General features: G+C 64.8%; 27 protein-coding genes. 24 read left to right on the top strand and 3 right to left on the bottom strand.

Annotated elements, in window-relative coordinates; genetic code table 11:
* Positions 1 to 3: 3 nt before the first annotated feature.
* The 11 genes from sctJ (at position 4) to AWB77_RS12910 (ending at position 9,354) form a co-directional block, all read left to right on the top strand.
* Positions 4 to 831 carry a type III secretion system inner membrane ring lipoprotein SctJ gene (sctJ, locus tag AWB77_RS12960; RefSeq protein WP_244158538.1) on the top strand — a complete coding sequence of 276 codons (828 nt, stop codon included), beginning with the start codon at positions 4 to 6 and terminating at the stop codon, positions 829 to 831.
* Complete coding sequence (locus AWB77_RS12955) at positions 828 to 1,409, top strand: hypothetical protein (RefSeq protein ID WP_061134852.1); 582 nt, start codon at positions 828 to 830, stop codon at positions 1,407 to 1,409. Before sctJ ends, AWB77_RS12955 begins: the two co-directional genes overlap by 4 nt.
* A complete protein-coding gene (locus AWB77_RS12950; protein ID WP_061134851.1) occupies positions 1,403 to 2,158 on the top strand; it encodes a FliH/SctL family protein in 756 nt (251 codons plus the stop codon). Before AWB77_RS12955 ends, AWB77_RS12950 begins: the two co-directional genes overlap by 7 nt.
* A 146-nt stretch (positions 2,159 to 2,304) precedes the next feature.
* Positions 2,305 to 3,138 (top strand): FliM/FliN family flagellar motor switch protein, encoded by an 834-nt coding sequence (locus AWB77_RS12945; protein ID WP_244158537.1) that lies wholly within the window; start codon positions 2,305 to 2,307, stop codon positions 3,136 to 3,138.
* A complete protein-coding gene (locus AWB77_RS12940; RefSeq protein ID WP_061134849.1) occupies positions 3,135 to 3,785 on the top strand; it encodes an EscR/YscR/HrcR family type III secretion system export apparatus protein in 651 nt (216 codons plus the stop codon). Before AWB77_RS12945 ends, AWB77_RS12940 begins: the two co-directional genes overlap by 4 nt.
* The gene (sctS, locus tag AWB77_RS12935; protein WP_061134848.1) at positions 3,782 to 4,060 is read left to right on the top strand and encodes a type III secretion system export apparatus subunit SctS; all 279 of its coding nucleotides are present in this window, start codon (positions 3,782 to 3,784) and stop codon (positions 4,058 to 4,060) included. Before AWB77_RS12940 ends, sctS begins: the two co-directional genes overlap by 4 nt.
* Positions 4,057 to 4,779 (top strand): EscT/YscT/HrcT family type III secretion system export apparatus protein, encoded by a 723-nt coding sequence (locus AWB77_RS12930; protein ID WP_061134847.1) that lies wholly within the window; start codon positions 4,057 to 4,059, stop codon positions 4,777 to 4,779. Before sctS ends, AWB77_RS12930 begins: the two co-directional genes overlap by 4 nt.
* 6 nt (positions 4,780 to 4,785) lie before the next feature.
* Complete coding sequence (locus AWB77_RS12925; protein WP_061134846.1) at positions 4,786 to 5,532, top strand: EscU/YscU/HrcU family type III secretion system export apparatus switch protein; 747 nt, start codon at positions 4,786 to 4,788, stop codon at positions 5,530 to 5,532.
* Entirely contained in the window at positions 5,529 to 7,613 is a 2,085-nt protein-coding gene (locus AWB77_RS12920) for a flagellar biosynthesis protein FlhA (RefSeq protein WP_061134845.1), read from the top strand. Before AWB77_RS12925 ends, AWB77_RS12920 begins: the two co-directional genes overlap by 4 nt.
* Positions 7,610 to 8,941 (top strand): FliI/YscN family ATPase, encoded by a 1,332-nt coding sequence (locus tag AWB77_RS12915; RefSeq protein ID WP_061134844.1) that lies wholly within the window; start codon positions 7,610 to 7,612, stop codon positions 8,939 to 8,941. Before AWB77_RS12920 ends, AWB77_RS12915 begins: the two co-directional genes overlap by 4 nt.
* A complete protein-coding gene (locus AWB77_RS12910) occupies positions 8,938 to 9,354 on the top strand; it encodes a hypothetical protein (protein ID WP_061134843.1) in 417 nt (138 codons plus the stop codon). The genes AWB77_RS12915 and AWB77_RS12910 overlap by 4 nt, the downstream gene beginning before the upstream one ends.
* 152 nt (positions 9,355 to 9,506) lie before the next feature.
* Here the strand turns inward: AWB77_RS12910 and gnd are convergent, their stop codons facing one another.
* Positions 9,507 to 10,913 (bottom strand): NADP-dependent phosphogluconate dehydrogenase, encoded by a 1,407-nt coding sequence (gnd, locus tag AWB77_RS12905; protein WP_061134842.1) that lies wholly within the window; start codon positions 10,911 to 10,913, stop codon positions 9,507 to 9,509.
* Between the two features lie 286 nt (positions 10,914 to 11,199).
* On the opposite strand from gnd, the gene AWB77_RS12900 reads away from it, so the two are divergent.
* The 13 genes from AWB77_RS12900 to AWB77_RS12840 all read left to right on the top strand — a co-directional run bounded on the left by AWB77_RS12900 (position 11,200) and on the right by AWB77_RS12840 (position 22,881).
* The gene (locus tag AWB77_RS12900; protein WP_061135119.1) at positions 11,200 to 11,541 is read left to right on the top strand and encodes a hypothetical protein; all 342 of its coding nucleotides are present in this window, start codon (positions 11,200 to 11,202) and stop codon (positions 11,539 to 11,541) included.
* Between the two features lie 52 nt (positions 11,542 to 11,593).
* Positions 11,594 to 12,520 (top strand): 2-dehydropantoate 2-reductase, encoded by a 927-nt coding sequence (gene panE, locus AWB77_RS12895; RefSeq protein WP_061134841.1) that lies wholly within the window; start codon positions 11,594 to 11,596, stop codon positions 12,518 to 12,520.
* A gap of 5 nt (positions 12,521 to 12,525) precedes the next feature.
* A complete protein-coding gene (locus AWB77_RS12890) occupies positions 12,526 to 13,077 on the top strand; it encodes a chromate transporter (protein ID WP_061134840.1) in 552 nt (183 codons plus the stop codon).
* Positions 13,074 to 13,601, top strand: coding sequence for a chromate transporter (locus tag AWB77_RS12885; protein ID WP_061134839.1), 528 nt, complete (start codon positions 13,074 to 13,076; stop codon positions 13,599 to 13,601). The genes AWB77_RS12890 and AWB77_RS12885 overlap by 4 nt, the downstream gene beginning before the upstream one ends.
* Positions 13,602 to 13,657: 56 nt before the next feature.
* Entirely contained in the window at positions 13,658 to 13,996 is a 339-nt protein-coding gene (locus AWB77_RS12880; protein ID WP_061134838.1) for a thioredoxin family protein, read from the top strand.
* A gap of 85 nt (positions 13,997 to 14,081) precedes the next feature.
* Positions 14,082 to 14,786, top strand: a complete 705-nt coding sequence (locus AWB77_RS12875; protein WP_061134837.1) for a FadR/GntR family transcriptional regulator — start codon at positions 14,082 to 14,084, stop codon at positions 14,784 to 14,786.
* 9 nt (positions 14,787 to 14,795) lie between these two features.
* Positions 14,796 to 15,692 (top strand): L-threonate dehydrogenase, encoded by an 897-nt coding sequence (ltnD, locus tag AWB77_RS12870; RefSeq protein ID WP_061134836.1) that lies wholly within the window; start codon positions 14,796 to 14,798, stop codon positions 15,690 to 15,692.
* Positions 15,689 to 16,966 (top strand): 3-oxo-tetronate kinase, encoded by a 1,278-nt coding sequence (otnK, locus tag AWB77_RS12865; RefSeq protein WP_061134835.1) that lies wholly within the window; start codon positions 15,689 to 15,691, stop codon positions 16,964 to 16,966. The genes ltnD and otnK overlap by 4 nt, the downstream gene beginning before the upstream one ends.
* Positions 16,966 to 17,607 (top strand): 3-oxo-tetronate 4-phosphate decarboxylase, encoded by a 642-nt coding sequence (otnC, locus tag AWB77_RS12860; protein ID WP_061134834.1) that lies wholly within the window; start codon positions 16,966 to 16,968, stop codon positions 17,605 to 17,607. Before otnK ends, otnC begins: the two co-directional genes overlap by 1 nt.
* Before the next feature lie 326 nt (positions 17,608 to 17,933).
* Positions 17,934 to 18,722: a 2-oxo-tetronate isomerase gene (otnI, locus tag AWB77_RS12855; RefSeq protein WP_061134833.1), complete on the top strand. Its 789-nt coding sequence runs from the start codon at positions 17,934 to 17,936 to the stop codon at positions 18,720 to 18,722.
* Positions 18,723 to 18,738: 16 nt separating this feature from the next.
* Positions 18,739 to 19,698, top strand: coding sequence for a D-erythronate dehydrogenase (denD, locus tag AWB77_RS12850; protein ID WP_061134832.1), 960 nt, complete (start codon positions 18,739 to 18,741; stop codon positions 19,696 to 19,698).
* Positions 19,699 to 19,960: 262 nt separating this feature from the next.
* Positions 19,961 to 21,082: a DedA family protein/thiosulfate sulfurtransferase GlpE gene (locus AWB77_RS12845; protein ID WP_374728693.1), complete on the top strand. Its 1,122-nt coding sequence runs from the start codon at positions 19,961 to 19,963 to the stop codon at positions 21,080 to 21,082.
* Positions 21,079 to 22,881, top strand: coding sequence for an FAD-dependent oxidoreductase (locus AWB77_RS12840; RefSeq protein WP_061134830.1), 1,803 nt, complete (start codon positions 21,079 to 21,081; stop codon positions 22,879 to 22,881). Before AWB77_RS12845 ends, AWB77_RS12840 begins: the two co-directional genes overlap by 4 nt.
* Before the next feature lie 303 nt (positions 22,882 to 23,184).
* On the opposite strand, the gene AWB77_RS12835 is transcribed toward AWB77_RS12840, so the two are convergent.
* The gene (locus AWB77_RS12835; RefSeq protein WP_061134829.1) at positions 23,185 to 24,603 is read right to left on the bottom strand and encodes a heavy metal sensor histidine kinase; all 1,419 of its coding nucleotides are present in this window, start codon (positions 24,601 to 24,603) and stop codon (positions 23,185 to 23,187) included.
* Positions 24,600 to 25,271 carry a heavy metal response regulator transcription factor gene (locus AWB77_RS12830; protein WP_061134828.1) on the bottom strand — a complete coding sequence of 224 codons (672 nt, stop codon included), beginning with the start codon at positions 25,269 to 25,271 and terminating at the stop codon, positions 24,600 to 24,602. Before AWB77_RS12830 ends, AWB77_RS12835 begins: the two co-directional genes overlap by 4 nt.
* Positions 25,272 to 25,367 lie beyond the last annotated feature (96 nt).

The following is a 25,367-nucleotide window of genomic DNA, read 5'->3' as shown; positions in this document are numbered from 1 at the left end:
CTGATGCCGCTGCTGTTGCTCGCCGCGTGCAAGACGTCACTGTTCGAGAGCATCGACGAAGACCAGGCGAATCGCATCGTCGCGGTTCTGAGCCGTCACGGCATCGAGGGCTTCAAGGACCGCAATGCCGACAAGACCTGGAACGTTTCCGTGGACGAAAGCCACGCCGTGGCCGCTACCGAACTTGCCGGAGCCTACGCCCTGCCGCGCGGCCCGCATGCCAACCTCGGCGAGCTGTTCAGCCGGCAGGGGCTTATCGCGAGTCCCGAGGAGAACCACGTTCGATACGTCTACGGACTCACGCAGGAAATGGCGGAAACGCTCGAGAAGATCGACGGGGTGCTCGATGCACGCGTGCATATCGTCGATCCGCCGCACGATCCGCTCATGGGTCCCGCGCCGGAACCCAGCGCGTCCGTGATGCTGCGCTATCGCAGCGATGCCGGTCTCGAACAGATGCGCAGCAAGATCCGGTCGCTCGTAGCCGGCGCGGTCGAGGGGCTTACGCCCGACCGTGTCTATGTCACGTTCGTTCCGGTCATGCCCGTCGTGACGGCGGACGAGGCGTGCAGGCAAACGGGCATCTGCCCGCACCCGGCGCCCGCTGCGCGTGCGACCGTCACGCTCGCGCTCATAGCGGCGAGCGTCATGGCGCTGCTTCTCATCGTGGCGGTCTGGATCTGGGATTCGGGCATCCGCTCCTTCCCGCGGATCGCGATTCCCGGAATCACGTTCTACCGCAGGCGGGCCCGTAGCGACGGTGAATCGAGTCAGACGCCTGGTTCGTCCGCCGGTACGACCGCTTCCTCGACGACAGAAGGTGGGCAATGAAACCTCACTCCATCCTCGGAATCGCCGATTGGGCGCATCACAGCTGGCTCGCACGCGCCACGCCGGCGCGCAACGAGCGCGCGCGCACTCAGGCGGCGGCGTATCTGTTCACGCGCTTTCCGGCGCTGGCCGATCCCGGCGTAGCGCAATTGCCGGGGTCCGCGGAGCGGCTCGCGCGGCCGGCATACGCACGTCTCATGCGGATCTGCGCGTCGCTCGCATGCGCGCACGCACTGCGTCTCGTCGTCAGCGCGGAAGCGCGCATCCGGTTTTCCGCGACGACGGGCCTGCCGCCGCTAGCGGCGCTTCAATCGCATCCGCGCGGCGATCATGACGATTTGCCGCTCGATGAACCTCTCGACTTCTTCAGCCGGCGCGGCTTGATCGTCGCAGGCCTCGCGCTCGCATTGCGCGCGGCCGGGTGCGATGCGCAACGTCAACGGATGCAGTTGCGCCTGCCGCGCGACTGCGCCGAGGCCGCCGCGCAATGGCGTCTTCCCTGCGTTTCCTCGCGGATGGCGCTCGAACTGTTCGGCGATGCGCTGCGCCTGCTCCATGCGAGGAGCGCGACATGCTGATCTGGCGCGTTTCCGACTGGCGTGTGGAGTCCGATGGGTATGTCTGCCGCGACGATCTCGCGCGGCTGCAGGACCTGCGCGCGTTGCAGAGCATGAATGCACAACTCGCCATGCACGAGAAGGCCCGGCTCGTCGAGCGTGCAAGGCGTGTCCGGCGTCGCGCGTTTGCGCACGGTTATCGCGCCGGCCGCGCGGCCGCGTTGCACGATCTCGTCATGCCAGCGTCCGCGGCGGCCTTCGCGCTGTCCGCGCTCGAGGACCGCCTGTTACGCGTCGCTCTGGACGCCGTGGCTGAAATCCTCGGCGAACTGCCACCCGGCGTGATCTTGCCGACGCAGATGCGCCGCAGTTTGCAAGCGGCGTCCGGAGAGCGTTTGCTGTCGGTGCGCGTCGCTGCATGCGACCACGAAGAGGCGCGGCGCGCGATCGACGCGATGCAAAAGAACCTGGGCTTCTCGCTCGTCACGGTTCTTCCCGATGCCGATCTGCCGCCGCGCTCGTGCGTGGTCGAGACCGATCAGGGGTTGATCGATGGCGGCCTGCGCCAGCAGGTCATGGCGCTCGAGCGCGGCATGCGCGATGCGGTCGCCGCCGTACTGGACACCTACACGCGACTCGACGAGCGTGTCGTCGCGCAGTTCGAGGCGATCGAAAGAGGGCTTCGCGACACCATCGATGTGTTGTCGTACGCGTCCCCGCGCGGCGTTGCGTTTCCGCGCGCGTCGGCCAACGGAGGACATGCGGGATGAGTCCTTTCTCCGGCCTGAAACGGCTTACGCGTGCGCAGGCCGAGCGTCAGAACATCGCGGCCCTGCAGTTCGGATTTCCTGCACTCGTGAGCGTAGGTCATCGCCGCTATGCGCTCGCTTTCGAGCCGTGCCGTTCGCACTATCCGTTGCGGCTGCACGGCACGGCGTGCGGCGCGCCGCTGCAACTCGACCTGGACGCGCAGGCGCTCCTGCCGGAACTGTCGCGCGACGTCCTCGAAAAGGCGGGGCCGCACGCCGCCCGGCTGGTCGCGGACGCCTGCGAGGACTGGCTTTGCGCGCTGGAGGGCGCCTTCGGGTTCGCGCTGGAACTCACCGCGGTGTCGTTCGACGCGACGCCCGACGCCGGCGCCTACGGCCTTGCGCTCACGCACCTGCAGAGCGGCCGCAGCGCCGGTTTCTCGTTTCATAGCGAGGCGGTCGACTTGTGGCTGCGGCGCCGAGAGGATCCGCTGCGCGACCTGCGCGCGCTGGCGCGCCGCATCGTCGTGCCCGTGCCGGTGTGCATAGCCGGTCCGACCCTTTCGTTGCTGCGCCTGCGGCGCATCCGGCCCGGCGATGCGCTGGTGCTCGAGCGCCATGTCCGATATCTGTGTTTGCCGCTTCGTGACGGTATGCGGCGCTTTCTACTGAAAACCCAAGGAGATCAAACGATGATCGACCGTTCCATCGTCGACGAACAGCACCCGGCACCGGAACTGACGAGCGAATTCATTCCCATCGATGCGCTCACGTTCAGCTTCGATGCGATGATCGGCTCGCTGCGGCTGACGCTCGATGAGCTCAGCCGCCTGCGCAGCGGCTCACTGGTATCGCTGCAGATCGCGGTGCGCGAGCGCGCCGTGACGCTGTTGTGCCAGGGCATGCCGTTCGCGCGCGGCGAACTCGTCGACATCGATGACGTCCTCGCGGTACGCATCACGAGCCTGGTTCGATCGCCGGACACGGACGGCACATCATGATCGGCGCGCAAACCGGCCCGTTGCAACTGATCGGGGTCTTCTTCCTGCTGGGTCTCGCGCCGCTCGCGGTGGTCATGACGACGTCGTTCACCAAGTTCAGCATCGTGTTGACGCTCCTGCGATCGGCGCTCGGCGTGCAGCAGGCGCCGGGCAACATGGCGATCTCCGGGCTCGCGCTCGCCGCCACGCTCATCGTGATGGGACCGACGATGCACCGCATAGGCGATGCGCTCGCCATCGACGAACGCATCGAAAGCGGCCAGCTGCCGCCGCTCGCGCAGATGATCGACGCCGTGCGCGAACCGCTCGGCGAGTTCATGCTCGCGCACTCGCGTCCCGCCGAACGCACGCTGCTCGTCGACGCAGCGAAGCGCATCGACGCGTCGAACGCCGTGCGGGAAGACGACTTCACCTTGCTCGTGCCCGCGTTCCTCATCAGCGAGATTTCCGCCGGCTTCGAAGCGGGCTTCCTGCTCTATATCGCCTTCCTGGTGATCGATCTCGTCGTTGCCAACGTGCTCACGGCAATGGGGATGATGATGCTGTCCCCGAGCAGCGTCTCCATCCCTATCAAGCTGTTCGTGCTCGTCGCCGCATCCGGCATTCCACGGCTCATGCACGCGCTCATTCTCGGATACGCCAGATGAACACACTGCCTTCCCTTTCCTCGCTCGCCGCCGACGCGCTTCTGCTCGTTTTCTGGCTATCCCTGCCGATGCTCGCCGTCGCGACGACCGTGGGTCTGCTGCTCGGGCTCGTTCAGTCGGTCACGCAGATTCAGGACCAGAGCCTTCCTTACGGCGCGAAGATCATCTGTGTCGGCCTCGTGCTGATCGTTGCGGCGCCGTGGGCCAATCGTGAATTCGCGCGCCTGCTGGGCCAGGTTTTCACGCTGATCGCCGCCGGACACGCCCGATCATGAATCTCGCCGATCAACTCGCCGGGTTCGCCTTCTGCACGATTCGTCCGGGTGTCGCGATGAGCCTGATTCCATTCGGCATCGACGGTGCGCTTGGCCTGACGCTGCGCGTGCCGCTCGTTTTGATGTTCGCGCTCCTCTCCGCACACGATGGCTGTCCGTCCGATGTCATCGCTGCGGGCCTCGCCGAGGCGGTCATCGGCCTCGTGATGGGGCTGGGCCTGAGTGTCGTGTTCCATGTGGCTTCAGCGGCGGGAGCGGTCATCGATCAGCAGGCGGGCTATAGCGTGGCTGCGGTCTACGACCCCAACTTCCAGCAGGAGTCGGCGCTTTTCGAAACGCTCTTCACGCAGTTCGCTGCGCTGACGTTCTTCACCGGCCACGGGCTCATCAGGTTGTGCAGTGCTTTCATCGACGGATGGGCGCTCTGGGCGCCGGGCAGCCTGCATCCGGATCTCGGGCGGCTGACGGAGATGCTCGCCCGGACGCGGCTCGCTCCGGTTCTCACGCAGGGGCTGCAGCTCGCCGCGCCATTGCTGGTTCTGATGCTGCTCGTCGACGTATCGGTCGGGCTCGCAGCGCGTCACGCGAAGCGGCTCAATCCATTCGCCACGGCGCGTACGGTCAAGGTCATGACGCTATCCGTCGCGGCCATGTTGTGCATGCCCGATATCCTCAAACGCCTTGCGCGCATCGCCGCCGCTTCGCTCAACCTGGGATGACCCGCGATGAGCGACAAAACGGAAAAGCCATCGCAACGACGGCTGCAACGCGCGCGCAAGGAGGGCGACATTCCAAAGAGCGCTCACCTCAGCACCGCTGTCAGTGGCGGCCTCTGGTGGTTGCTGATGACGTTCCAGGCGCCGAACCTGTTCGCTTCCTTCGTGAGGATGGTTCAGACGTGCGTGAGCATCGACGCAGACCGATCGCTGGACTGGCGGCTCAAGGCAGTGTTGTCGGCCGCGGCGGACCCCGGCAGGGCGGCGCTCACGATGTCCGTTTGCGGGCTCATTGCGGCGGTCGTCCCCGAACTGGTTCAGGCGCGTGGCCTCATCGCGTTCAAGCGGGTTGCACCGGACCTCCGGCGTCTGAATCCGATCGAAGGCTTCAAGAATCTCTTCGGTCTCAAGGCCTTGCTGGACACGGGACTGATGCTGATTCAGATGACAGTCCTCTCATACGTCGCCTGGAACGCGATTTCAGCGTGGCTGGCTCATGTCGGCCCTCTCTACTCGCTCGAGCCGTTATCCCAACTCGCGCTCGCCACGCAAGCCCATTCGCGCCTCCTCGCCATGGTCGCGCTGTCGCAGCTCGCGCCCGCAGCCGCCGACTACGGAATTCAGCGCATGTTGCACAAGCGCCGCCTGCGCATGAACAAGGACGAACTGAAACGTGAAAACCGCGAGGAGGAGGGCGATCCGTTAGTCAAGGGCCGCCGCCGTGCGTTACATAGATCAATCAACGACAAATCATGACGCAAACTGAATCTTTCTCGTCTCTCCTGGCCGGCCTGCCCGACAGACTTGCGCGCTACGCTCATTTCGCGGCGGCCGCTGGCTTCATCGGCGTGCTTTCGCTGCTGATCCTGCCGCTTCCGCCGTTCCTGCTCGATCTGTTTATCGGCATGAGCTTCGGGGTGAGCTTTCTCATGCTCTTCACAACGATCTACGTGTCGCGCGCCGCCGATCTCCCGGGCTTTCCGGCGCTCCTGCTCATGACCACCCTGCTGCGCCTCGCGCTGGCCATCGCCTCCACGAAGATGATTCTCATGCATGCGCATGCGGGCCGTGTCATCCAGGCTTTCGGGGAACTGGTGGCGGGCGGCAATGTGGCGGTGGGCATCGTCGTGTTTCTGGTGTTGTGCGCAATTCAGTTCATCGTAGTCGCGAAGGGCGCGGACCGCATCGCGGAAGTCTCGGCGCGCTTCACGCTGGACGCTATCCCGGGGCGTCAGATGAGCATCGATGCCGATCTGCGCAGCGGCCTCATCAGCGCCGAGCAGGCAGTCGCGATGCGCGCGGGGCTCGAGCGGGAGACGTATGTGTACGGCTCGCTCGACGGCGCCATGAAGTTCGTCAAGGGCGACACGATCGCCAGTTTCGTGATCGCGCTCATCAATATCGTGGGGGGCCTGACGATCGGCCTCGTGCAGCGCGGCATGTCCTTTAGCGATGCGCTTCAGGTCTACACGATTCTCACCATCGGCGACGGACTGGTGTCGCAGATACCTTCGCTCGTCGTGTCCATCGCCGCCGGCCTTCTCGTCACGCGCGTCTCGCAGGCGGGCTCCGGTTCGAACCTCGGCGCCGATCTCTATGGCCAGTTGACGCTTCGGCCGCATGCGCTCCTGATGGCAGGCGTGTGCTGCGCCGCGCTCGGACTGATCCCGGGCTTTCCACACGTACAGTTTGCGCTGCTGGCCGGCGCGCTCGCGGGCCTCGCGGTACTTCTGATGCGCGCACAACGGCGCGCGCAAGCTGCATTGCAGGCGCCGATGCCCGCGCTGGCGCGAGACGGTAGCCGCCACATGCCCCAGTTCCTCGACGATGTCGATTTCGGCACGAGCAACGTGCTCCGCCTGCGCGTCGGCAGGGACGTCATTCGGGCCATGCGGCCTGACGCGCTCAACGGCCTGCTCGGTCGGTTGCGCCACACGCTCAACGAACGGCTCGGCCTGCCGTTTCCGGGGCTTGCCATACTGGTGGATGCGCGGCTCGCTTCCGATCGCTATATCGTCGATATCGACGATGTGCCGTTCGCGAGCGGCGTACTCCTTGCGCAACATGTGCTGGTCAGCGGCCGCGCGGCGGATGTGACGATGCAAGGCGTACCGGGCTACCGGCCTGGCGTCGAGAAGTCCGTCTGGATGGCGGCTGGCGAGGCTGCAACGCTCGACGCTTCGGTCTACGCCATCGATTCGCCGGACGACGTCCTGTGCAAGCATCTGCTGGAAGTCATCGAGCGCTGTGCGCCCCGCCTGATCGGTACGCAGGAGGCGCGCTTCCTGTTGAGCCGCATCGGACAGGAGTACCGCGAACTCGCGATGCAGGTCGAGCACCGCGTCACCACCGTCCGCCTTGCCGCGGTGCTCAGGCAACTCCTTCAGCAACGCGTGTCGATCCGCAATCTGCGCGGCATTCTGGAAGCGATTCTTCGTGTACCGGCCAACGAGTCCACGCTGGAGCGCATGGTGCGCGAATGCCGCATCGAACTCGGTCCGCAGATTGCGCGCGCCCTCGCCAATCTGGACGCCTGGGAAATCCAGGCGGGCGTGCTCGAACCGGCGTGGGAGGCGGAGCTCGAAGCAAGCATCCGCATTGGACCTGACGGCGAGCCGTATTGCCCGCTCGATTTCGATCAGCTGGATGCGTTGCGTCGCGTTCTGGGCACCGCACTGGAGTCCGTGCGCCTGTTGATCACTTCGGCCACCTTGCGCTCGCACCTGGTACGCATGCTTGATACCTTCGGCCTGCGCATGGATGTGCTGGCGATCGAGGAAATTCCGCGCGACGTGTACCGCGTTCGCGCCGTTGCAACCCTGACGAGGCCGCGATGAACAAGAGCGGGAGCGGTGCGCCGAAGCCGGCGCAGCCATGGCTCGATGCGCCGGTGATGCACGGACGTGTGGTGGAGGCTCGCGGGGTCATCGCGAGGGTGGTGGGCGCGTCGCTGCGCATCGGCGAGAAAGTGCGCCTCGTGCGGGCGGACACACGGGAAGAGCAAATCGGGGAAGTCATCGGCTTCGGACCGGATGGCGCGCTCGTCATGCCGTTCGCGGGGCTTTCCGGGCTCTCCGACATTACGCGCGTCGAAGGCTGCGGACTCGCGTGGCCGCGTCTCGATGCAAGCAGGCTGGGCGGCCGTGTTCTGGACGGTCTCGGCAATCCGCTGGACGGCGGGCCGCCGGCGCCCCGGCTGGACTCACCCGCATACCGAGAAGATCTGCCGCTCAATCCGCTCGAGCGTCCGGTGATAACGCATCCCTTCGTGACGGGCGTGAGGGCCATCGACGGATTGATCACCTGCGGGATCGGGCAGCGCGTCGGCATTTCCGCGACCGCGGGCGGAGGCAAGAGCACCTTGATGGGCATGATCGCCAATCATGCGCAGGCAGATTTCGTGGTGGCGGCGCTCATCGGCGAACGCGGCCGCGAAGTCTCGGAATTCGTCCAGGATCATCTGCGCGAGCAACGCTCGCGAGTGATCGTCATTGCGTCGACCTCGGACCGGCCCGCCGCGGAGCGCATCCGCGCGTCGCAGCTTGCCAGTGGGATCGCGTCGACGTTGCGGGCGCAGGGAAAGCAGGTGTTGCTGCTGTTCGATTCCCTGACGCGTTTTGCACGCGCGCTGCGCGAAGTGGGCCTCGCCGTTGGCGAACCGCCTGCGCGTCGCGGCTACCCGCCGCGCGTATTCGCAGAGTTGCCCCGGCTGATCGAGATGGGTGGGCTCACCCGCGAGGGCAGCGTGACGGCTTTTTTCACGGTGCTCGCCGAGGACGAGGACCTGGCCGATCCGATCGTCGAAGAAGCGCGCTCGCTGCTGGACGGTCACATTCAGCTTGCCGCCCGGCTCGGTGCGGCCGGGCAGTATCCGGCAATCGACGTGCTGCACAGCAAGAGCCGCCTCATGACGCGCATCGCGCGGGACCGGCACCGCGACGATGCACGCCGCGTACGCGAGTGGCTCGCGCGCTATCAGGATGTCGAATTGCTGTTGCAGATCGGCGAATATCGAAGCGGCGCGGATGCGGCCAGCGACCGTGCGATCGAGCGGCATCCCCGCATCCTGGATTTCCTGCGCCAGGATCAGGACGAGTACTCGTCTTATGAAGAAACGCTCGCGGCTCTGCATGCCTTGTCCGCTAGCGCGGGAGTATCGCCATGAGTTCCGCGGGCGAAACAGGGCGCTTATGGACCCTCCTCGTGCGCGTGCGCGCCCTGCGCGTGCACCGCTGCCGACGCTTGCTCGCACGCATGCAACAGGCGGCTCATGAGGCGCGTGTCGAGTTGATGCGGCAGGTCACGGAGCGGGATCGCCACGCCGCGCGCTTGCCCGACATTCTTGGCCTGTGCGGACACGGCAAGCAGGACGCCACGCTATGGCGCTCCGCGCTGAAGATACATCGGAGCCGGGAGGCGGAAGTGATCGCGGCAGTCCGGACGAAGCAACGTGCGCTTTCGGATGCGCTCACCGAAGTGCAGGTCGCGAGGATCGCTTTGCAACGCGCATTGCGCGCGCACGAAGACGCACAGCATCGAAAGCGCGAGGCGACGGCCCGACTGTGCGACGATGAATGAACGATTTCGCAAAGCCGTTCACGGGTTGCGTTCCGGCGACGAGGTGAATCGACAATGGGCGCAGTTCAGCCAGACCGGGATTCCAGACATCGAAAAAAAACGCGGCTCCGCAAAGCCGCGTTTCTGACCTCAAAACAAAAAAGGCGCGATCCTCACGCCCACTGCGCGTGAAAACTCCCTTCCTTGTCCGTGCGCTCGAACGTATGCGCCCCGAAGAAATCCCGCTGCGCCTGCACCAGATTGGCGGGCAACCTCTCCGAGCGGTAAGCATCGAAATAAGCAATCGCCGACGAGAACGCCGGCACCGGAATCCCCGCCTTCACCGCCGCGACGACGACATCGCGCAGTGCATCCTGGTACTTCGCCGCGATATCGCTGAAATACGGATCGAGCAGCAGATTCGCCAGGTCCGGATTCGTCTTGTACGCGTCGGTGATCTTTTGCAGGAAGCGCGCGCGGATGATGCAACCCGCCCGGAAAATCTTCGCGATCTCGCCGTAATGCAGATCCCACTTGTATTCTTCCGACGCCGCGCGCAACTGCGCGAAGCCCTGCGCATACGACACGATCTTCGACAGATACAACGCACGCCGCACCGATTCCACGAACGCCGCGCGATCGCCATCGAACTTCGGCTTCGGACCGGAAAGCACCTTCGAAGCCGCCACACGCTGATCCTTCAGCGACGACAGCACGCGCGCGAACACCGCTTCCGTAATCAAAGGCAGCGGCGCGCCGAGGTCCAGCGCGTTCTGGCTCGTCCACTTGCCTGTGCCCTTCTGCGCGGCGCGATCCAGGATCACATCGACGAGATCCTTGCCGGTTTCTTCATCCTTCTTCGAGAAGATCTTCGAGGTAATCTCGATCAGGTAACTATCCAGTTCACCCTGATTCCACTCCACATACACCTTGCCCAGCTCTTCGTTCGACAAGCCCGCGACGCGCTTCAGCACGTCATAGCTCTCGGCAATGAGCTGCATGTCGCCGTATTCGATGCCGTTGTGAACCATCTTCACGAAATGGCCCGCGCCGTCCGGTCCCATATACGCGACGCACGGCTCGCCGTCCGGCGCCTTCGCGGCGATCTCGGTCAGGATCGGCGCGACGAGTTCGTACGCTTCTTTCTGTCCGCCCGGCATGATCGACGGGCCTTTGAGCGCGCCTTCCTCGCCGCCCGACACGCCCGTGCCGATGAAATGCAGCCCCGACTTCGCAAGGTCCTGATTGCGGCGAATGGTGTCGGTGAAATGCGTATTGCCGCCGTCGATGAGAATGTCGCCCTTTTCCAGCAGCGGACGCAGCGACGCGATGGTGTCGTCCGTGCCGGCGCCGGCCTTCACCATCATCAGGATGCGGCGCGGCTTTTCGAGCGATTCGACGAACTCTTCGAGCGTGTAGGTCGGTACGAGCTTCTTGTCGGGATGTTCGGCAATCAGTTCGTCGGTTTTGGCGCGGCTGCGGTTGTAGACCGAAACGGCGTGACCGCGGCTCTCGATGTTCAAGGCCAGATTGCGGCCCATGACGGCGAGGCCTACCACGCCGATTGCTTGTTTGCTCATTGCTTGATCTCCGGAGGACCGAAACGCCGCGCGGCTCGTGGCGCGCGGCGTCAGGATGAAAACGTGTCGATGGGGCGGCGCCCGCGCGTGAGAGATCGTCTCCGGGTTCGATCGGCGGCGCGATGGGCCGTGCCGGTGTCCGATCGATTTGCGCGAGCGCAGACCGCCCGAATTTACCACTTTGAGGCGCATCCGGCAGTTCCCGCGCCGCGCGATCGAGCGTCAAAGGCGTCGCCGTCATAGAATGGACGCCCGCAACGAGCACGCCGCGAAGGCCATCCGAAACATGCCGCCCGTCCGGCGCGCGCGCAGCCATCATCATTCCGTCTACGTCGTCGAACTGTCCGGCACGGTCTGGAACGAAGCGCGTTTTCGTCGCGCGAATCCGGATTACGTCATCGGCAAGCCGTTCGTCTACGTGGGCATGACGGGCATCGATCCCGACGTGCGCTTCGACAAGCACAAGGCCGGCATCCAGTCGAATCGCTACGTCCGCGAATACGGCCTGCGGCTCCTGCCGCAGTTGTACGAGATGTACAACCCGATGCCCTACGACGGCGCGCGCGACATGGAAGTGGAACTGGCCATCGGCCTGCGGGAAGCGGGCTACGGCGTCTGGCAGGCGTGAAGCAGGTTTTGAAGCAGCTCGAAGCGAAATAATTCGTCAAAAGGAGCGAGACATGCGGATTCTGGTAGTGGGCGCGGGGGCGATCGGCGGATATTTCGGCGCGCGGCTGCTCGAAGCCGGCCGTGACGTGACCTTTCTCGTGCGCGAGCGCCGCGCCGAGCGGCTGCGTCAGTGCGGCCTCAAAGTGAAGAGTCCCGAAGGCGATCTCGCGTTCGCCTGTCCGCCGATGGTCCTCGCGAAAGACCTCGACCGTCCTTATGATCTCGTGCTCCTGAGCTGCAAGGCCTACGACCTGCAAGGCGCGATCGATTCGTTCGCGCCTGCCGTCGGTCCCGATACCGCGATCCTGCCGCTCTTGAACGGCATGGGCCATCTCGACGCGCTCGACGCGCGCTTCGATCCCGCGAACGTGCTCGGCGGCCAGTGCGTGATCGCCGCGACGCTCGACGCCGAAGGCGAGATCGTGCATCTGAACAACATGCATTCGATGACCATCGGCGAGCGCGCGGGCGGCCGCTCGCCGCGCATCGACGCGATCGCCGCGCAACTCGACGGCGCGGGCTTCGATCTGAACGTGAGCGACGACATCCTGCAATCGATGTGGGACAAGTGGGTGTTCCTCGCCACGCTCGCGACGGGCACGTGCCTCATGCGCGCGCCCGTCGGCGATATTCTCGCGGCGCCGGGCGGCGAGGCGCTGCTCTTCCAGCTCTTCGACGAATGCCGCGGCATCGCCGGCGACAACGGGCACGCGCCGGGCGAGGCGGTCGTCGCGCGGGCGCGGGCGTTCTTCTCGGAGCGCGGTTCGACGATGACCGCGTCGATGCTGCGCGATCTCGAGAATCGCGCGCCGATCGAGGCGGATCACATCGTCGGGGATCTGCTCGCGCGGCGGCGTACGGAAGTCGCGGGGCTGTCGGCGCTGGCGGTCGCGTACACGCATCTGAAAGCCTACGAAGCGCGCCGCGCGCGCGGTTGAGCGCCATGTCCGATGCCGACATCGCGCCCCGGCCGACCGTCACCGAAATCTTCATCGGCTTTCTGACGCTCGGGCTGACGGCGTTCGGCGGCGCGCTGCCGCTCGCGCGACGCGAGATCGTCGAGCGCCGCAAATGGCTCGACGCCGACGCGTTCACCGATCTCCTCGGCCTCTGCCAGTTTCTGCCGGGCGGCAACGTGATCAATCTGTCGGTGGCCATCGGCATGCGTTTTCGCGGCGTGCCGGGCGCGCTCGCGGGCCTGCTCGGGCTGCTTGTCGGGCCGTCGCTGATCGTGATCGGGCTGGGCGTGATCTATCAGCGCACGCATCAGGACCCGCGCATCGCGCATCTGTTTGCAGGGCTTGCGGCGGCCGCGGCGGGCCTGCTCGTCGCGATGGCCGTGAAGATCATGTGGCCGCTGCGGCGCAAACCCGAGGCGGCGATCGTCGCGCTGCTGATGTTCGCGTCGATCGCGATCCTGCGCACGCCGCTTCTGCCGACGATGCTCGTCTTCACGCCGATTTCGGTGCTGATCGCGCGGAAGGTGCGCCGATGAATCACGATCTGCTTTCGCTCGCCGCGATCTTCAGCCAGTTGTCGCTGCTCGCGTTCGGCGGCGGCAATTCGATCCTGCCGGAAATGCAGCGCCAGGTCGTGCAGGTTCACGAATGGATGTCGAAGGCCGATTTCTCCGCGCTCTTCGCGCTCGCGCAGGCCGCGCCCGGACCCAACATGATGGTCGTCACGCTGATCGGCTGGCACGTGGCGGGTTGGCCGGGCGTGCTGGTCACGTCGCTTGCGAAGTTCGGGCCGTCGTCGTTCGTGACGATCGCCGCGATGCACGCGTGGGAGCGCTTCAAGGACCGGCCGTGGCGGCGCTTCGTCCAGCTCGGTCTCGTGCCGATCACGGCGGGCCTCGTCGCGGCGAGCGCGCTGCTGATCGCCGAGGCGTCGGATGGATCGTGGGTGCTCATCGGCATCACGGCGGCGGTCGCGGTGCTGTCGTACCGGACGAAGCTGCATCCGCTGTGGCTGCTCGCGGGCGGCGCGCTTTTGGGATTGACGGGGTTCGGACAGTAATATCGGGCAACGTTATTGCTGGCTTCATCGACAACAATAGACAGGGGGACCACGCCATGAGCATGAATATCGAATACGCGAAGACCGCGCCCGCGCGCGCGGAGATCGACGCGCTCTCCGGCCCGATGGTCGTCGAGTTCGGCACCGACTGGTGCGGCTTCTGCCGCGCGGCGCAGCCGCTGATCGCGCAAGCGTTCCAGGATCATCGCGCGGTGGAGCACATGAAGATCGAAGACGGCAGCGGCCGCCCGCTCGGCCGTTCTTTCGGCGTGAAGCTCTGGCCGACGCTCGTTTTCATGCTCGGCGGCAAGGAAGTCGCGCGCCTCGTGCGGCCCCGCGACGTTTCCGAAATTCGCGACGCGCTCGCGCTCATCGACGAGCCGCTCGCGCAGTAGCGCCCGACCGAGGGTAATTCCTCGGTCTGCTTCATCGTGAAAATTTGTATGATGACCCGATGACCTTACGAGGCGCATCGAGTCGATGTTCGAAAAGATTCCGCCGCGCGCGATGAGCGATACCGTCGCGCAGCAATTGCAAAAGCTGATCGAGAAGGGCAGCTTCGTCGCCACCGGCAAGCTGCCTACAGAAGCCGTGCTCGCGCAGGAATTCGGCGTGAGCCGCACGGTGATCCGCGAAGCCGTTTCACGGCTCAAGAACGAAGGCATGGTCGAGCCGCGTCAGGGCAGCGGCGTGTTCATCGTCGAGCGCGCGGGGATACGGCCGTTGCGCATCGATTACGCGCAGGCTGTCGAGCCGGGCGCGGTCGTGCAGATTCTCGCGCTGCGCCGGGCGATCGAAGCCGAAGTCGCGTCCGAAGCCGCGCTGCGCCGCACCGACGCGCAACTCGCCGCCATCGACGACGCGCTCGCCACCATTGACGAAGCCGTGCGCGAAGGCCGCGATGGCGTCGCGGAAGACGTCGCGTTCCATCGCGAGATCGCGAACGCGACCGGCAACCCGTACTTCCTGAAAACTCTCACCTTTCTGAATCAGTATCTCGAAGCCGGCACGCTCGTCACGCGCGGCAACGAAGCGCTGCGCGAAGATTTCATGCGGCAGGTGCGCGAGGAGCACGCGGCGATCGTCGATGCGATCCGCACGCGCGAGCCTGACGCCGCGCGCCACGCCGCGCAGACCCATCTCATCAACGCCGCGCGCCGACTGGCGGAAGCGGGCATCTGTTAAGGATCGGATATGACACGAAACGTCGGAGTCATCGGCCTCGGCGCAATGGGCATGGGCGTCGCTCGCTCGCTGCTGCGCGCGGGCTTCGCCGTGCATGCGTGCGACGTGCGTCAGCCCGTGCTCGATGCATTCGCGGCCGAAGGCGGCATCGCGTGCGCGACGCCGTCGGAGCTTGGCGCGAAGTGCGATGTCGTGCTGACGGTCGTCGTCAACGCGGCGCAAACGGAAGCCGTGCTATTCGGCGAGAACGGTGCGGCCGACGCGATGAAACCGGGCGGCGTCGTGCTCGCGTGCGCGACCGTATCGCCGCAATTCGCCGCCGATCTCGGCAAGCGCATCGGCGAAAAGGGCTTGCACATGCTGGATGCGCCCTTGTCCGGCGGCGCGGCGAAAGCCAGTTCCGGCGACATGACGATGATGACCTCCGGCCCCGCCGATGCCTACGCCGCCTGCGAAGACGTGCTCGACGCGATCGCGGGCAAGGTCTACCGGCTCGGCGACGCGCACGGCGCGGGCTCGAAGGTGAAGATCATCAATCAGTTGCTTGCGGGCGTGCATATCGCGGCGGCGGCCGAAGCGATGGCGCTCGGCCTGCGCGAAGGCGTCGATCCGGATGCGCTGTACGACGTCATCACGCACAGCGCGGGCAATTCGTGGATGTTCGAGAATCGCGTGCCGCACATATTGTCGGGCGATTACACGCCGCTTTCCGCCGTCGATATTTTCGTGAAAGACCTGGGCCTCGTGCTCGATACGGCGCGCACGTCGAAGTTTCCGCTGCCGCTCTCGGCGGCGGCGCATCAGATGTTCATGATGGCGTCGACGGCCGGACACGGCGGCGAGGACGATTCGGCGGTCATCAAGATTTTTCCGGGCATCGAAGTCCCGAACGGAGCGAAACAATGACGCAAGCGGCGCAGGCACTGCTCGGCTGTATCGCCGACGATTTCACCGGCGCGACCGATCTCGCCAACATGCTCGTGCGCGGCGGCATGCGCACGGTGCAGACCATCGGCGTGCCGGAAGCGGGGACGAAGCTCGACGCGGACGCGATCGTCGTCGCGCTGAAGTCGCGCACGATTCCCGCCGACGACGCCGTGCGCCAGTCGCTCGATGCGTTCGAATGGCTGCGCGCGCAGGGCTGCCGCCAGTTCTTCTTCAAGTATTGCTCGACGTTCGATTCGACCGACAAAGGCAACATCGGCCCGGTCGCGGACGCGTTGCTCGAAGCGGTGAATGACGACTTCACCATCGCGTGCCCCGCGTTTCCCGAGAACGGCCGCACGATCTTTCGCGGCAACCTTTTCGTCGGCGATGTGTTGCTGAACGAATCGGGCATGGAGCATCATCCGCTCACGCCGATGACCGATCCGAATCTCGTGCGTGTCTTGCAGCGTCAGACGGATTCGAAGGTCGGACTGATTCGTTACGACACGATCGCGGAGGGTGCGGATGCGGTTCGCGCGCGCATCGTCGAATTGAAGAAGGACGGCGTGCGCCTCGCGATCGCGGATGCCGTTTCCGACGCGGACTTGTACGTGCTCGGCGATGCGTGCCGCGACCTGAGGCTGATTACGGGCGGCTCGGGCATCGCGCTCGGCTTGCCGAACAACTTCCGCGCGGCGAATCTGCTCGCGCACGCGGAACATGCGGCCGATCTGCCGAAGCTCGCGGGCAAGTCGGTGGTGCTGGCGGGAAGCGCATCGAAGGCGACGAACGCGCAGGTTGCGCTGTGGCGCGAATCGAAGCCGGCGTTTCGCATCGATCCGATGGCGTTATCGCGCGATGAGCCGGTCGTGCAGGACGCCGTCGAATTCGCGCGCAGACATGACGAGCCGGTATTGATTTACGCGACGTCATCGCCGGAAGAAGTGAAGGTGGTGCAGAAGGAACTGGGCGTCGAGCGGGCGGGGCATCTGGTGGAGGATGCGCTTGCGTCGATTGCAAAGACGTTGCGTAACGAGGGCTACGCCAGGTTCGTGGTTGCGGGCGGCGAGACATCGGGCGCGGTGGTGCAGGCGCTGGACGTGCGCAGCTTGCGCATCGGGCCGCAGATCGATCCGGGCGTGCCGGCGACGCAATCGATCGGCGCGAATGAAAGCGAAGCGCTGGGACTGGCGCTCAAGTCCGGCAATTTCGGCACGACGGATTTCTTCGACAAGGCGCTGAAGGCACTGTGATGGCATCGAACGAGAACGCTGTCCGCGAAGAGATCTGCGTGACGGGCAGGAGCCTGTACGAGCGCCGTTACACGGTGGGCAGCGCGGGCAACATCAGTGCGCGTCTGGATGACGGCTGGCTCATTACGCCGACGGACGCATGCCTGGGCCGTCTCGACCCGAACGATATCGCGAAGGTGGACAGAGACGGCAATCATGTATCGGGCGGGCGTCCGTCGAAGACGCTGGCGCTGCATCGTCGAATATACGAGAACGAGCCGGAAGCGCGCGGCGTGGTGCATACGCATTCGACGCATCTGGTGGCGCTGACGTTGGCGGGCGTGTGGAAGAAGGATGATGTATTGCCGCCGATCACGCCGTACTACGTGATGAAGGTGGGCCATGTGCCGTTGATTGCGTATCGCCGTCCGGGCGATGCGTTGGTGGCGGAGGAGGTGGCGGCGATGGCGTCGAGGGTGAGGGCGGTGTTGCTGGAGCGTTTGGGGCCGGTGGTGTGGGAGAAGTCGGTATCGCAGGCGAGCTATGCGCTGGAGGAGCTGGAAGAGACGGCGCGGCTATATCTATCGACGACACCGCGCCCGGAACCGCTGACGGAAGAAGCGATAGAAGACTTAAAGAAGACGTTCGGCGCGCGTTGGTAGGGAGGAGCGAAAGAACCGGACGGCAGCGCGGAGCGCGGTGCCGGATGAATGACTGCTGAACCAGTGCACGAGGTGGACTAGCGAGTCAGACCGTGCGCGATCCACGCCCGATTGGTCCTACGAGGGCACATGTTAGGCGAGAGCCACGGACGACGAGAGGACTACTCAAACTGCGTGTGACCGCGGGCGTAAAGAAGCTGCTTTCTTTGGTTACTTTCTTTGCAGCAGCAAAGAAAGTGACTGCCGCCCCGCACAGGGGCAGCGCCAATAGACCGCCGCGAACACAGGATTCCATAGACGACCAAGCAAGAGGGAGCAAACCGCAAATGCCCAAATTCGCAGCAAACCTGACGATGATGTACCCGGAGCACGCATTCCTCGACCGATTCGCCGCGGCGGCGAGGGATGGCTTCGAGGCGGTGGAATTCCTGTTCCCTTACGACTTCGAAGCGAGCGAGATCAAAACGCGCTTGACGGACAATGGCCTGACGCAGGCGTTGTTCAACGCCCCGCCGGGCGATTGGTCGAAGGGCGAGCGCGGCATCGCATCGTTGCCAGGCCGTGAGGAAGAATTCAGACAGAGCGTCGAGAAAGGACTCGAATATGCCGCCACGCTAGGCAACAAGAAGCTGCACGTCATGGCCGGCCTCATCGCACGAAATCAAAACAGAGACGAGCATCGAGCGATATACCTGAAGAACCTCGAATACGCCGCAAAAGAAGCCCAAAAAGCGGGCATAACGATCGTGATAGAACCGATCAACACCCGCGATATTCCTGGCTTCTTCCTGAACCGCCAGGACGAAGCCCAGCAGATCTGCGACGAGATAAACGCCAAAAACCTGCAAGTGCAATTCGACATCTACCACTGCCAGATCGTCGAAGGCGATATCGCGATGAAGCTCAAACGCGACATGAAGCGCCCGAACGCGGGCATCGGTCATATCCAGATTGCGGGCGTGCCGGAGCGCCACGAACCGGACATTGGCGAGCTGAACTATCCGTATCTCTTCGAGTTGATCGATTCGCTCGGCTACGAGGGCTTCATCGGCTGCGAATACAAGCCGAAGGCGGGCACGTCGGAGGGTCTCGGCTGGCTCAAACCTTATCTGTGAAAAGGAAAGCGACTCCATGAAGATTCTGATCACCGGCGGCGCGGGTTTTATCGGTCAGCGGCTTGCGAAACGGCTGCTCGAACGTAACGAACTCAACGGCAAGCCGATCACCGAACTCGTGCTGCTCGACGTCGCGCGCCCGCAAGACGATAGCCTGCTGAACGACGAACGCGTGCGCGCTGAAACCGGCGACATCTCCGATCCGGCCGTGCTGCAACGCCATATCGATACGCAGACGGAGGCCATCTTCCATCTCGCCGCGATCGTGAGCGGCCAGGCCGAGGCCGACTTCGATCTCGGCATGAAGATCAATCTCGACGCCTCGCGCGCGCTGCTCGAAGTGTGCCGCGCGGCGGGCCACAAGCCGCGCGTCGTGTTCACGAGTTCGGTCGCGGTGTATGGCGGCGATTTGCCCGACGTCGTGCAGGACGACACCGCACTCAATCCGCAATCGTCGTACGGAACCCAAAAGGCGATCGCCGAATTGCTGCTCTCCGACTACGCGCGGCGCGGTTTCGTCGATGGCCGCGTGTTGCGCCTGCCGACTATCAGCGTGCGGCCGGGCAAGCCGAACGCGGCGGCGTCGTCGTTTGCGAGCGGCATCATCCGCGAGCCACTGAACGGCGAGCGTTCGATATGTCCCGTCGACGGCGAAACGCGCGTATGGCTGCTGTCGCCGAAAAGCGCGGTCGACGCGCTGATCGCGGGCTGCGAGATCGCGCGCGAAAAACTCGGGCTTCGGCCGGTGATCAATCTGCCGGGGTTGTCGGTGAGCGTGAACGAGATGGTGGCGGCGCTGCGCGAAGTGGCCGGCGACGAAGTCGCGCAGCGCATCGACTGGCAGCGCGACGAGCGCATCGAGAAGATCGTGTATAGCTGGCCGGGCGCGTGGAACACGGCGCGCGCGGAGCAACTGGGCCTCACCGGCGACAGAAATTTCGCCGATGTCATCCGCGCCTTCATCGACGAAAAGTAATCCGCTTCCTCCCACGAAATGGGCGTCGCGCGCGCGATGCCCGTCTCGCGCGCGCATGTCATGCTTACGTTCGCATTTCCGGGCTACACTTATCTCTTAAATGTGACGAACGTCGGCCCGGCGCCGCGTGCACCGCGTTGAACCACGAGCGGCCGCAAGCTCGTATCTCTCTCGCATTCGTGCTTGTGCGCCCGCGCAGCGCCGGTTCCACGGCGCGCGTTCCGTCGCGTGACTCTTCCTTCCCGCGCGGGAGTTTCCCATGTTGTTGCATCAGCTAGTCGATCGATTCGGCCCGGCGATCGTTTTCGTCAACGTAATGGGCTCGGCGCTCGGGCTGCCCGTGCCCGCAATGCCGACGATGATCGTCGTCGGCGCGTCCATCGCGCTCATGGCGGTCAACGGCGCCGCGTTCTGGCCGCCGCTCGTCGGCGTGCTGTGCGTCGCGGTGGCGGGCGGCGTGCTCGGCGATCTCGTCTGGTTTCAAGGCGGGCGCAAGTACGGCGACAAGACGCTCAAGACCATCTGCAAGCTCTCGCTTTCACGCGATACCTGCGTGAAGAAGACCGAGCGCTTTTTCGGACGCTGGGGCGTGCGCATCCTGCTCGTCGCGAAATTCATTCCGGGGCTCTCGCTCGTCTCGGTGCCGCTCGCGGGCGCGATGGGCGTGAAGCTGCGCAGCTTCGTGGCGCACGATGGCGCGGGCATCGCATTGTGGGGCGCGGTCGGGCTGACGGTCGGCGTCATCTTCGCGGCGCAGCTCGAAATGGTCTTCGCGATGATCTCGCAGCTCGGGCGGCAGGCGGTCGTGGTCATCGCGGTGCTGCTCGCGATCTACGTCTCGTACCGCTGGTGGCGCCGCCGCGCGCTCATGGCGACGCTGGAGAAGGCGCGCATCAGCGTGGACGAGTTGTACGCGCTCATGAACGACGAGCCGCTTCCCGTAATCTTCGACATCCGCTCGCCCGAAAAGCGCATGCTCGATCCGGCCGCGATTCCCGGCTCGCTATTCGCCGACGAACGCGATCTCGCGAGGATCATCGAGAGCTACGACAAGTCGCGCAAGGTCGTCATCTATTGCTCGTGCCCGAACGAGGTGTCGGCGGCGTGGATGGCGAAAACCATGCGCAACGCGGGCTTTCGCGACGTCGTGCCGCTCACCGGCGGGCTCGACGCCTGGCGGCTCGCCGGTTTTCAGGTCGCGACGCTGACGGAGTTCGGCGAACTCGCCGCGACCACGCCCGAGGAAGTCGCGGAAATGGCGGCGATGTGCCCGTGGCCCGTCAAGGCGGCATCGGCGTCGGCGTCGGCGTCGCCTGCGCCGGCATCGTCCGCCGGTCCTGCATCCCTGCATGAAGCTGGCTTTCCACACGGAGATCGCGCATGAGTTCAACGCCGTTCAACGAGTCCGCTCAGGACATGCCGAATGTCGTCGCATGGAGCGCGCGCGCGCCGCTCGAGAATCCCGATCCGAACGTGGTGCCGACATCCGCCGCCGCACCCGCGACGAGCGACGACAACGCGCCGTTCTCGCCGCTCGAAACGCGCGCGCATCAGATGTTTCCGCGTCTGACCGGCAACGAGGTCGAGCGCATGAGCCGCTTCGGCACCGCCGCGCACTGGCGCCAGGGCGAATGGCTGTTCCGCATGGGCGAAACCGGGCGCGGCATGGTGATCGTGCTGAAAGGGCTCGTGCGCGTGACGCGGCGCAACGCGCTCGGGCAGGAGCATCTCGTCGTCGAGCACGGGCCGGGACATTTCCTGGCCGAAGTCGCGCAGCTTTCAGGCAAGCCGTGTCTCGTCGATGGCGTCGCCGCCGAAGATGTCGACGGCATCGTGATTCCGCCGGAGCGTCTGCGCGCGCTGCTCGTCGCGGAAGCGGAACTGGGCGAGCGCATCATGCGCGCGCTGATCCTGCGGCGCGTCGGGTTGATCGAAAAAGGCAGCGGGCCGGTGCTGCTCGGCCAGTCGGACGATGGCCGTCTCGTCTCGCTGCAAGGCTTTTTGCGCCGCAACGGATATCCGCACACGGTCATCGACGCCTGCACCGATCCCGATGCCATCGCGCTGCTCGAACGCATATCGGCGTCGACATCCGATTTTCCGCTCGTCATCTGCCCCGACGGCACCGTGCTGCGCGCGCCCGACGAAAATCAGGTCGCGACGCAGCTCGGCTGGCTGCCCGAGTTCGATCCGGCGCATGTCTACGATGTCGCAATCGTCGGCGCGGGCCCCGCCGGGCTCGCGACGGCGGTGTACGCGGCGTCCGAAGGCTTGTCCGTGGCGGTGTTCGATTGCCGCGCGCCGGGCGGTCAGGCGGGCGCGAGTTCGCGTATCGAAAACTATCTCGGCTTTCCAACCGGCATCTCCGGCCAGGCGCTCGCCGGGCGCGCGTTCGTGCAGGCGCAGAAATTCGGCGCGCATATTGCGATTCCGACCAAGATCAAGGCGTTGCATTGCGATTGCAATCCGATCCAGATCGAGTTGCAGAACGGCGCGCGCGTGACGACGCAGACGGTCGTGATCGCATCGGGCGCGGCGTATCGGCGGCCGGACATCGCGGGACTGGAGCGCTACGAAGGGCACGGCACGTATTACTGGGCGTCGCCGGTCGAGGCGAAGCTGTGCAAGAACTCGGAAGTCGTGCTGGTCGGCGGCGGCAATTCGGCGGGACAGGCCGTCGTCTATCTCGCGACGCACGCGAAGCATGTCCATTTGCTGATTCGCGGCGCGGGACTGTCGGCGAGCATGTCGCATTATCTCGTCGAGCGCATCGGCTCGTTGCCGAACGTCACGGTTCGCACCCACACGCAGATCGCATCGCTGGAAGGCGATGGCCGCGCGCTCACGGCGGTCAACTGCAAGACGCCCGATGGTCCGCTCACGATCGAATCGCGGCATCTTTTTCTCTTCACCGGCGCTGATCCGAACACCGACTGGCTGCGCAACTGCAATGTGAACGTCGATGGCAAGGGCTTCGTGCTGACCGGCCCCGAGGCGCACGAAGGCCGCACGGAAGGCGTCATGGCGCTGGAGACGAGCGTGCCGGGCGTGTTCGCCATCGGAGATGTGCGGTCGACTTCCACGAAGCGTGTCGCGGCGGCGGTCGGCGAAGGCGCGGCGGTCGTCTCGCAGATTCACGGCCTGCTCGCCAAACGCGAGGCGTTGGCCGTTCCGGTGCGCTAGCGCGCTAGTACAGCCGGTGCGGCGAACGATGAAACGGCCACTCCGAAGTGGCCGTTTTTTCGATAGTCCTTTAACTCGCGCGACATTCCGCCCCATTGTAAAATAATGCGCAAAGGCGCGCCACTGTTGGCGATCTGAGCGTTCATTCTTGAGTTCAATTCATCGTATTTCCAGTCGGCGAGCCGCTCGCAACGACGTGTCGCTCGTCCATCCGGCAATCGAACCGCGCACGCGCGTGCGGGCTTGCTCGTCGTTCATACGGGCGAAGGGCATCGCGTGTCGACCATCTGCTTCGGCCGGAACTCAGGGCGTGGCTGTGCAGTTCGCCGCATGCGGAAAGTGCAGCGTGAACTCGATCCATCCGTCGTGCGTGCATGCGGCCGATGCGCTGCCGCCGTGCAAGCGCATGATCGCGCGAACGATCGACAAGCCGAGCCCGCTCGACTCGGTGAACTCGCTGCGCGCCGCATCGCCGCGATAGAAGCGGTCGAACAGCTTCGCGAGCTCCTCTTCTTCGATGCGCACGCCGCGATTGCCCACGACGATGCTCGCACCGTGCTCGTCGGCATCGCCGCGCAGACGCACCACCGTGCCGGCCGTCGCGTAACGCACCGCGTTCACGACGACATTGCCGATCGCCCTTCGGCACATGATTGCGTTCGCGAGCATGTCGCCCTGCGCGTCGATATCGAACGTGATGCGGCGTTCTTCGGCGATGCCTTCGAAATACGCGCCGATGGTTTCGAGCTCGTCGCGGATATCGAGCCGTTCCCGCTCGATGCGTTGCCGTTCGTGATCCGCCTGCGCGAGAAACAAAATGTTCTGCGCGATGCGCGCGAGCCGCTCCAGTTCTTCCAGATTCGATTCGAGCACGCTGCGATATTCCGCGACGCTGCGCTCGTGCGCGAGCGTGACCTGCGTTTCGCCGATCAGCACGCCGATGGGCGTGCGCAGTTCGTGCGCGAGATCGGCGGAGAATTGCAGCAGGCGTTCGTAGCCGTGTTCGAGGCGGTCGAGCATTGCATTGAACGATGCCGCGAGGCTTTGCAGTTCGGCGGGCGCATGCGCGACATCGAGCCGCGCGGACAGGCGATTCGGCGTGATTTCGGCGGCCTTGTCGGCCATGAGTCTGAGCGGCATGAGGCCGCGGCTCGTGACCCAGTATGCGAGCAGCAGCGTGACGAGCACCGCGCCGATCACGTTGATCCACACGCGCTTCAGATACGCCGACAACACAATCGATTCCTGCGTCATCACGTGCGCCGCGATGATCTCCACGACTTCGCCGTTCTCGCCGATGCGCGCCTGCGCGCCGACCCAGCGCATGCGCACGCCGTCCGAGCGCGAACCTTCATAGAGATCGTCGAGTCCGATGGGCTGCGTCACCGGCACGATATCGAGCGGCGGCAGCGGCATCTTTTCCGGGTTGACGTAGATGAAGGGCGCTGAGCCCGCGCGCCGGAAGAGGATCACGTCCTGGCGGTCGCCGAGCATCGTTTCGAAAAGTTTCGGACGTGCTTCGATTTCCTTGATCGTATAGAGATCGTGCAGCAGCGAGCGGAAATGCTCGACACGTCCGATCAACTGATAATCCGCGCGCGTGGACAGCGCGCGATTGGTCGCATGATAGAGCGACGCGCCGATCATGCCGACGACGATGCACACGACCACCGCAAACGAGAGCGCGATACGTACCGCCAACGAACGTGAAGCGCGCTTCAAGGATTCTCCCCGAACGAATAGCCGATGCTGCGCACCGTATGAATGAGCTTCAGCTCGAACGGGTTATCGACCTTCGCGCGCAGACGCTTCACCGCGACATCGACGACATTGGTGTCGCTGTCGAAGTTCATGTCCCACACTTCCGATGCGATCAGCGTGCGCGACAACGCTTCGCCCTGATGCTTGCAGAAGAGATGCAGCAGCGCGAACTCCTTGTTGGTGAGCACGATGTCGATGCCCTTGCGCGTCACCTTGCGGCGCAGGACATCCACGTGAAGATCGGCAATCTGGAAGGTATCCGATTCGCGCATCACCCCGCGCCTGAGCAGCGTGCGGATGCGCAGCACCAGTTCCGTGAAGGAGAACGGCTTGACGAGGTAATCGTCCGCGCCGAGTTCGAGTCCGTGGATGCGATCGGTCACGTGATCGCGCGCGGTGAGAAAAATGACAGGCAGGTCACGTTTCGCGCGCAGCGCCGACATCACCTGCCAGCCGTCGATGCCGGGCAGCATGACGTCGAGCACGATCAGCTCGTACGGATTCGCGAGCGCCTGATGCAGGCCGTCCGTGCCGTTGCGCACGAGTTCGACCTGATAACCGGACTCGATGAGCCCTTTTTTCAGGTAGTCCCCGGTCTTGCGGTCGTCTTCGATCACGAGAATAGTCATGCGCGGCGCTGCATTGAATGGATTGACGACATTCTAGCCAGAGCGCGCGCGCGTCTTGTCGAAGATGACAAAAAAGTCATCGAGAGGTCATTGATC

The sequence above is a fragment of the Caballeronia fortuita genome (genome assembly GCF_001544835.2).
In the GTDB taxonomy this organism is placed as follows: Bacteria; Pseudomonadota; Gammaproteobacteria; order Burkholderiales; family Burkholderiaceae; genus Caballeronia; species Caballeronia fortuita.
The sequence above is the reverse complement of the archived record's forward strand: the minus strand, read 5'-3'. Positions and strand labels throughout refer to the sequence as shown.

What these genes read in the sequence shown, in the direction of transcription:
- denD (WP_061134832.1), top strand. Translation starts at nt 18,739, where the DNA reads ATGAAGATTCTGATCACCGGCGGCGCGGGTTTTATCGGTCAGCGGCTT.
- AWB77_RS12950 (WP_061134851.1), top strand. Translation starts at nt 1,403, where the DNA reads ATGCTGATCTGGCGCGTTTCCGACTGGCGTGTGGAGTCCGATGGGTAT.
- otnI (WP_061134833.1), top strand. Translation starts at nt 17,934, where the DNA reads ATGCCCAAATTCGCAGCAAACCTGACGATGATGTACCCGGAGCACGCA.
- AWB77_RS12930 (WP_061134847.1), top strand. Translation starts at nt 4,057, where the DNA reads ATGAATCTCGCCGATCAACTCGCCGGGTTCGCCTTCTGCACGATTCGT.
- AWB77_RS12920 (WP_061134845.1), top strand. Translation starts at nt 5,529, where the DNA reads ATGACGCAAACTGAATCTTTCTCGTCTCTCCTGGCCGGCCTGCCCGAC.
- AWB77_RS12830 (WP_061134828.1), bottom strand. Translation starts at nt 25,271, where the DNA reads ATGACTATTCTCGTGATCGAAGACGACCGCAAGACCGGGGACTACCTG.
- sctS (WP_061134848.1), top strand. Translation starts at nt 3,782, where the DNA reads ATGAACACACTGCCTTCCCTTTCCTCGCTCGCCGCCGACGCGCTTCTG.
- AWB77_RS12840 (WP_061134830.1), top strand. Translation starts at nt 21,079, where the DNA reads ATGAGTTCAACGCCGTTCAACGAGTCCGCTCAGGACATGCCGAATGTC.
- AWB77_RS12880 (WP_061134838.1), top strand. Translation starts at nt 13,658, where the DNA reads ATGAGCATGAATATCGAATACGCGAAGACCGCGCCCGCGCGCGCGGAG.
- AWB77_RS12955 (WP_061134852.1), top strand. Translation starts at nt 828, where the DNA reads ATGAAACCTCACTCCATCCTCGGAATCGCCGATTGGGCGCATCACAGC.
- AWB77_RS12915 (WP_061134844.1), top strand. Translation starts at nt 7,610, where the DNA reads ATGAACAAGAGCGGGAGCGGTGCGCCGAAGCCGGCGCAGCCATGGCTC.
- otnK (WP_061134835.1), top strand. Translation starts at nt 15,689, where the DNA reads ATGACGCAAGCGGCGCAGGCACTGCTCGGCTGTATCGCCGACGATTTC.
- otnC (WP_061134834.1), top strand. Translation starts at nt 16,966, where the DNA reads ATGGCATCGAACGAGAACGCTGTCCGCGAAGAGATCTGCGTGACGGGC.
- AWB77_RS12940 (WP_061134849.1), top strand. Translation starts at nt 3,135, where the DNA reads ATGATCGGCGCGCAAACCGGCCCGTTGCAACTGATCGGGGTCTTCTTC.
- AWB77_RS12910 (WP_061134843.1), top strand. Translation starts at nt 8,938, where the DNA reads ATGAGTTCCGCGGGCGAAACAGGGCGCTTATGGACCCTCCTCGTGCGC.
- panE (WP_061134841.1), top strand. Translation starts at nt 11,594, where the DNA reads ATGCGGATTCTGGTAGTGGGCGCGGGGGCGATCGGCGGATATTTCGGC.
- AWB77_RS12875 (WP_061134837.1), top strand. Translation starts at nt 14,082, where the DNA reads ATGTTCGAAAAGATTCCGCCGCGCGCGATGAGCGATACCGTCGCGCAG.
- AWB77_RS12925 (WP_061134846.1), top strand. Translation starts at nt 4,786, where the DNA reads ATGAGCGACAAAACGGAAAAGCCATCGCAACGACGGCTGCAACGCGCG.
- gnd (WP_061134842.1), bottom strand. Translation starts at nt 10,913, where the DNA reads ATGAGCAAACAAGCAATCGGCGTGGTAGGCCTCGCCGTCATGGGCCGC.
- sctJ (WP_244158538.1), top strand. Translation starts at nt 4, where the DNA reads ATGCCGCTGCTGTTGCTCGCCGCGTGCAAGACGTCACTGTTCGAGAGC.
- AWB77_RS12890 (WP_061134840.1), top strand. Translation starts at nt 12,526, where the DNA reads ATGTCCGATGCCGACATCGCGCCCCGGCCGACCGTCACCGAAATCTTC.
- ltnD (WP_061134836.1), top strand. Translation starts at nt 14,796, where the DNA reads ATGACACGAAACGTCGGAGTCATCGGCCTCGGCGCAATGGGCATGGGC.
- AWB77_RS12900 (WP_061135119.1), top strand. Translation starts at nt 11,200, where the DNA reads ATGCCGCCCGTCCGGCGCGCGCGCAGCCATCATCATTCCGTCTACGTC.
- AWB77_RS12885 (WP_061134839.1), top strand. Translation starts at nt 13,074, where the DNA reads ATGAATCACGATCTGCTTTCGCTCGCCGCGATCTTCAGCCAGTTGTCG.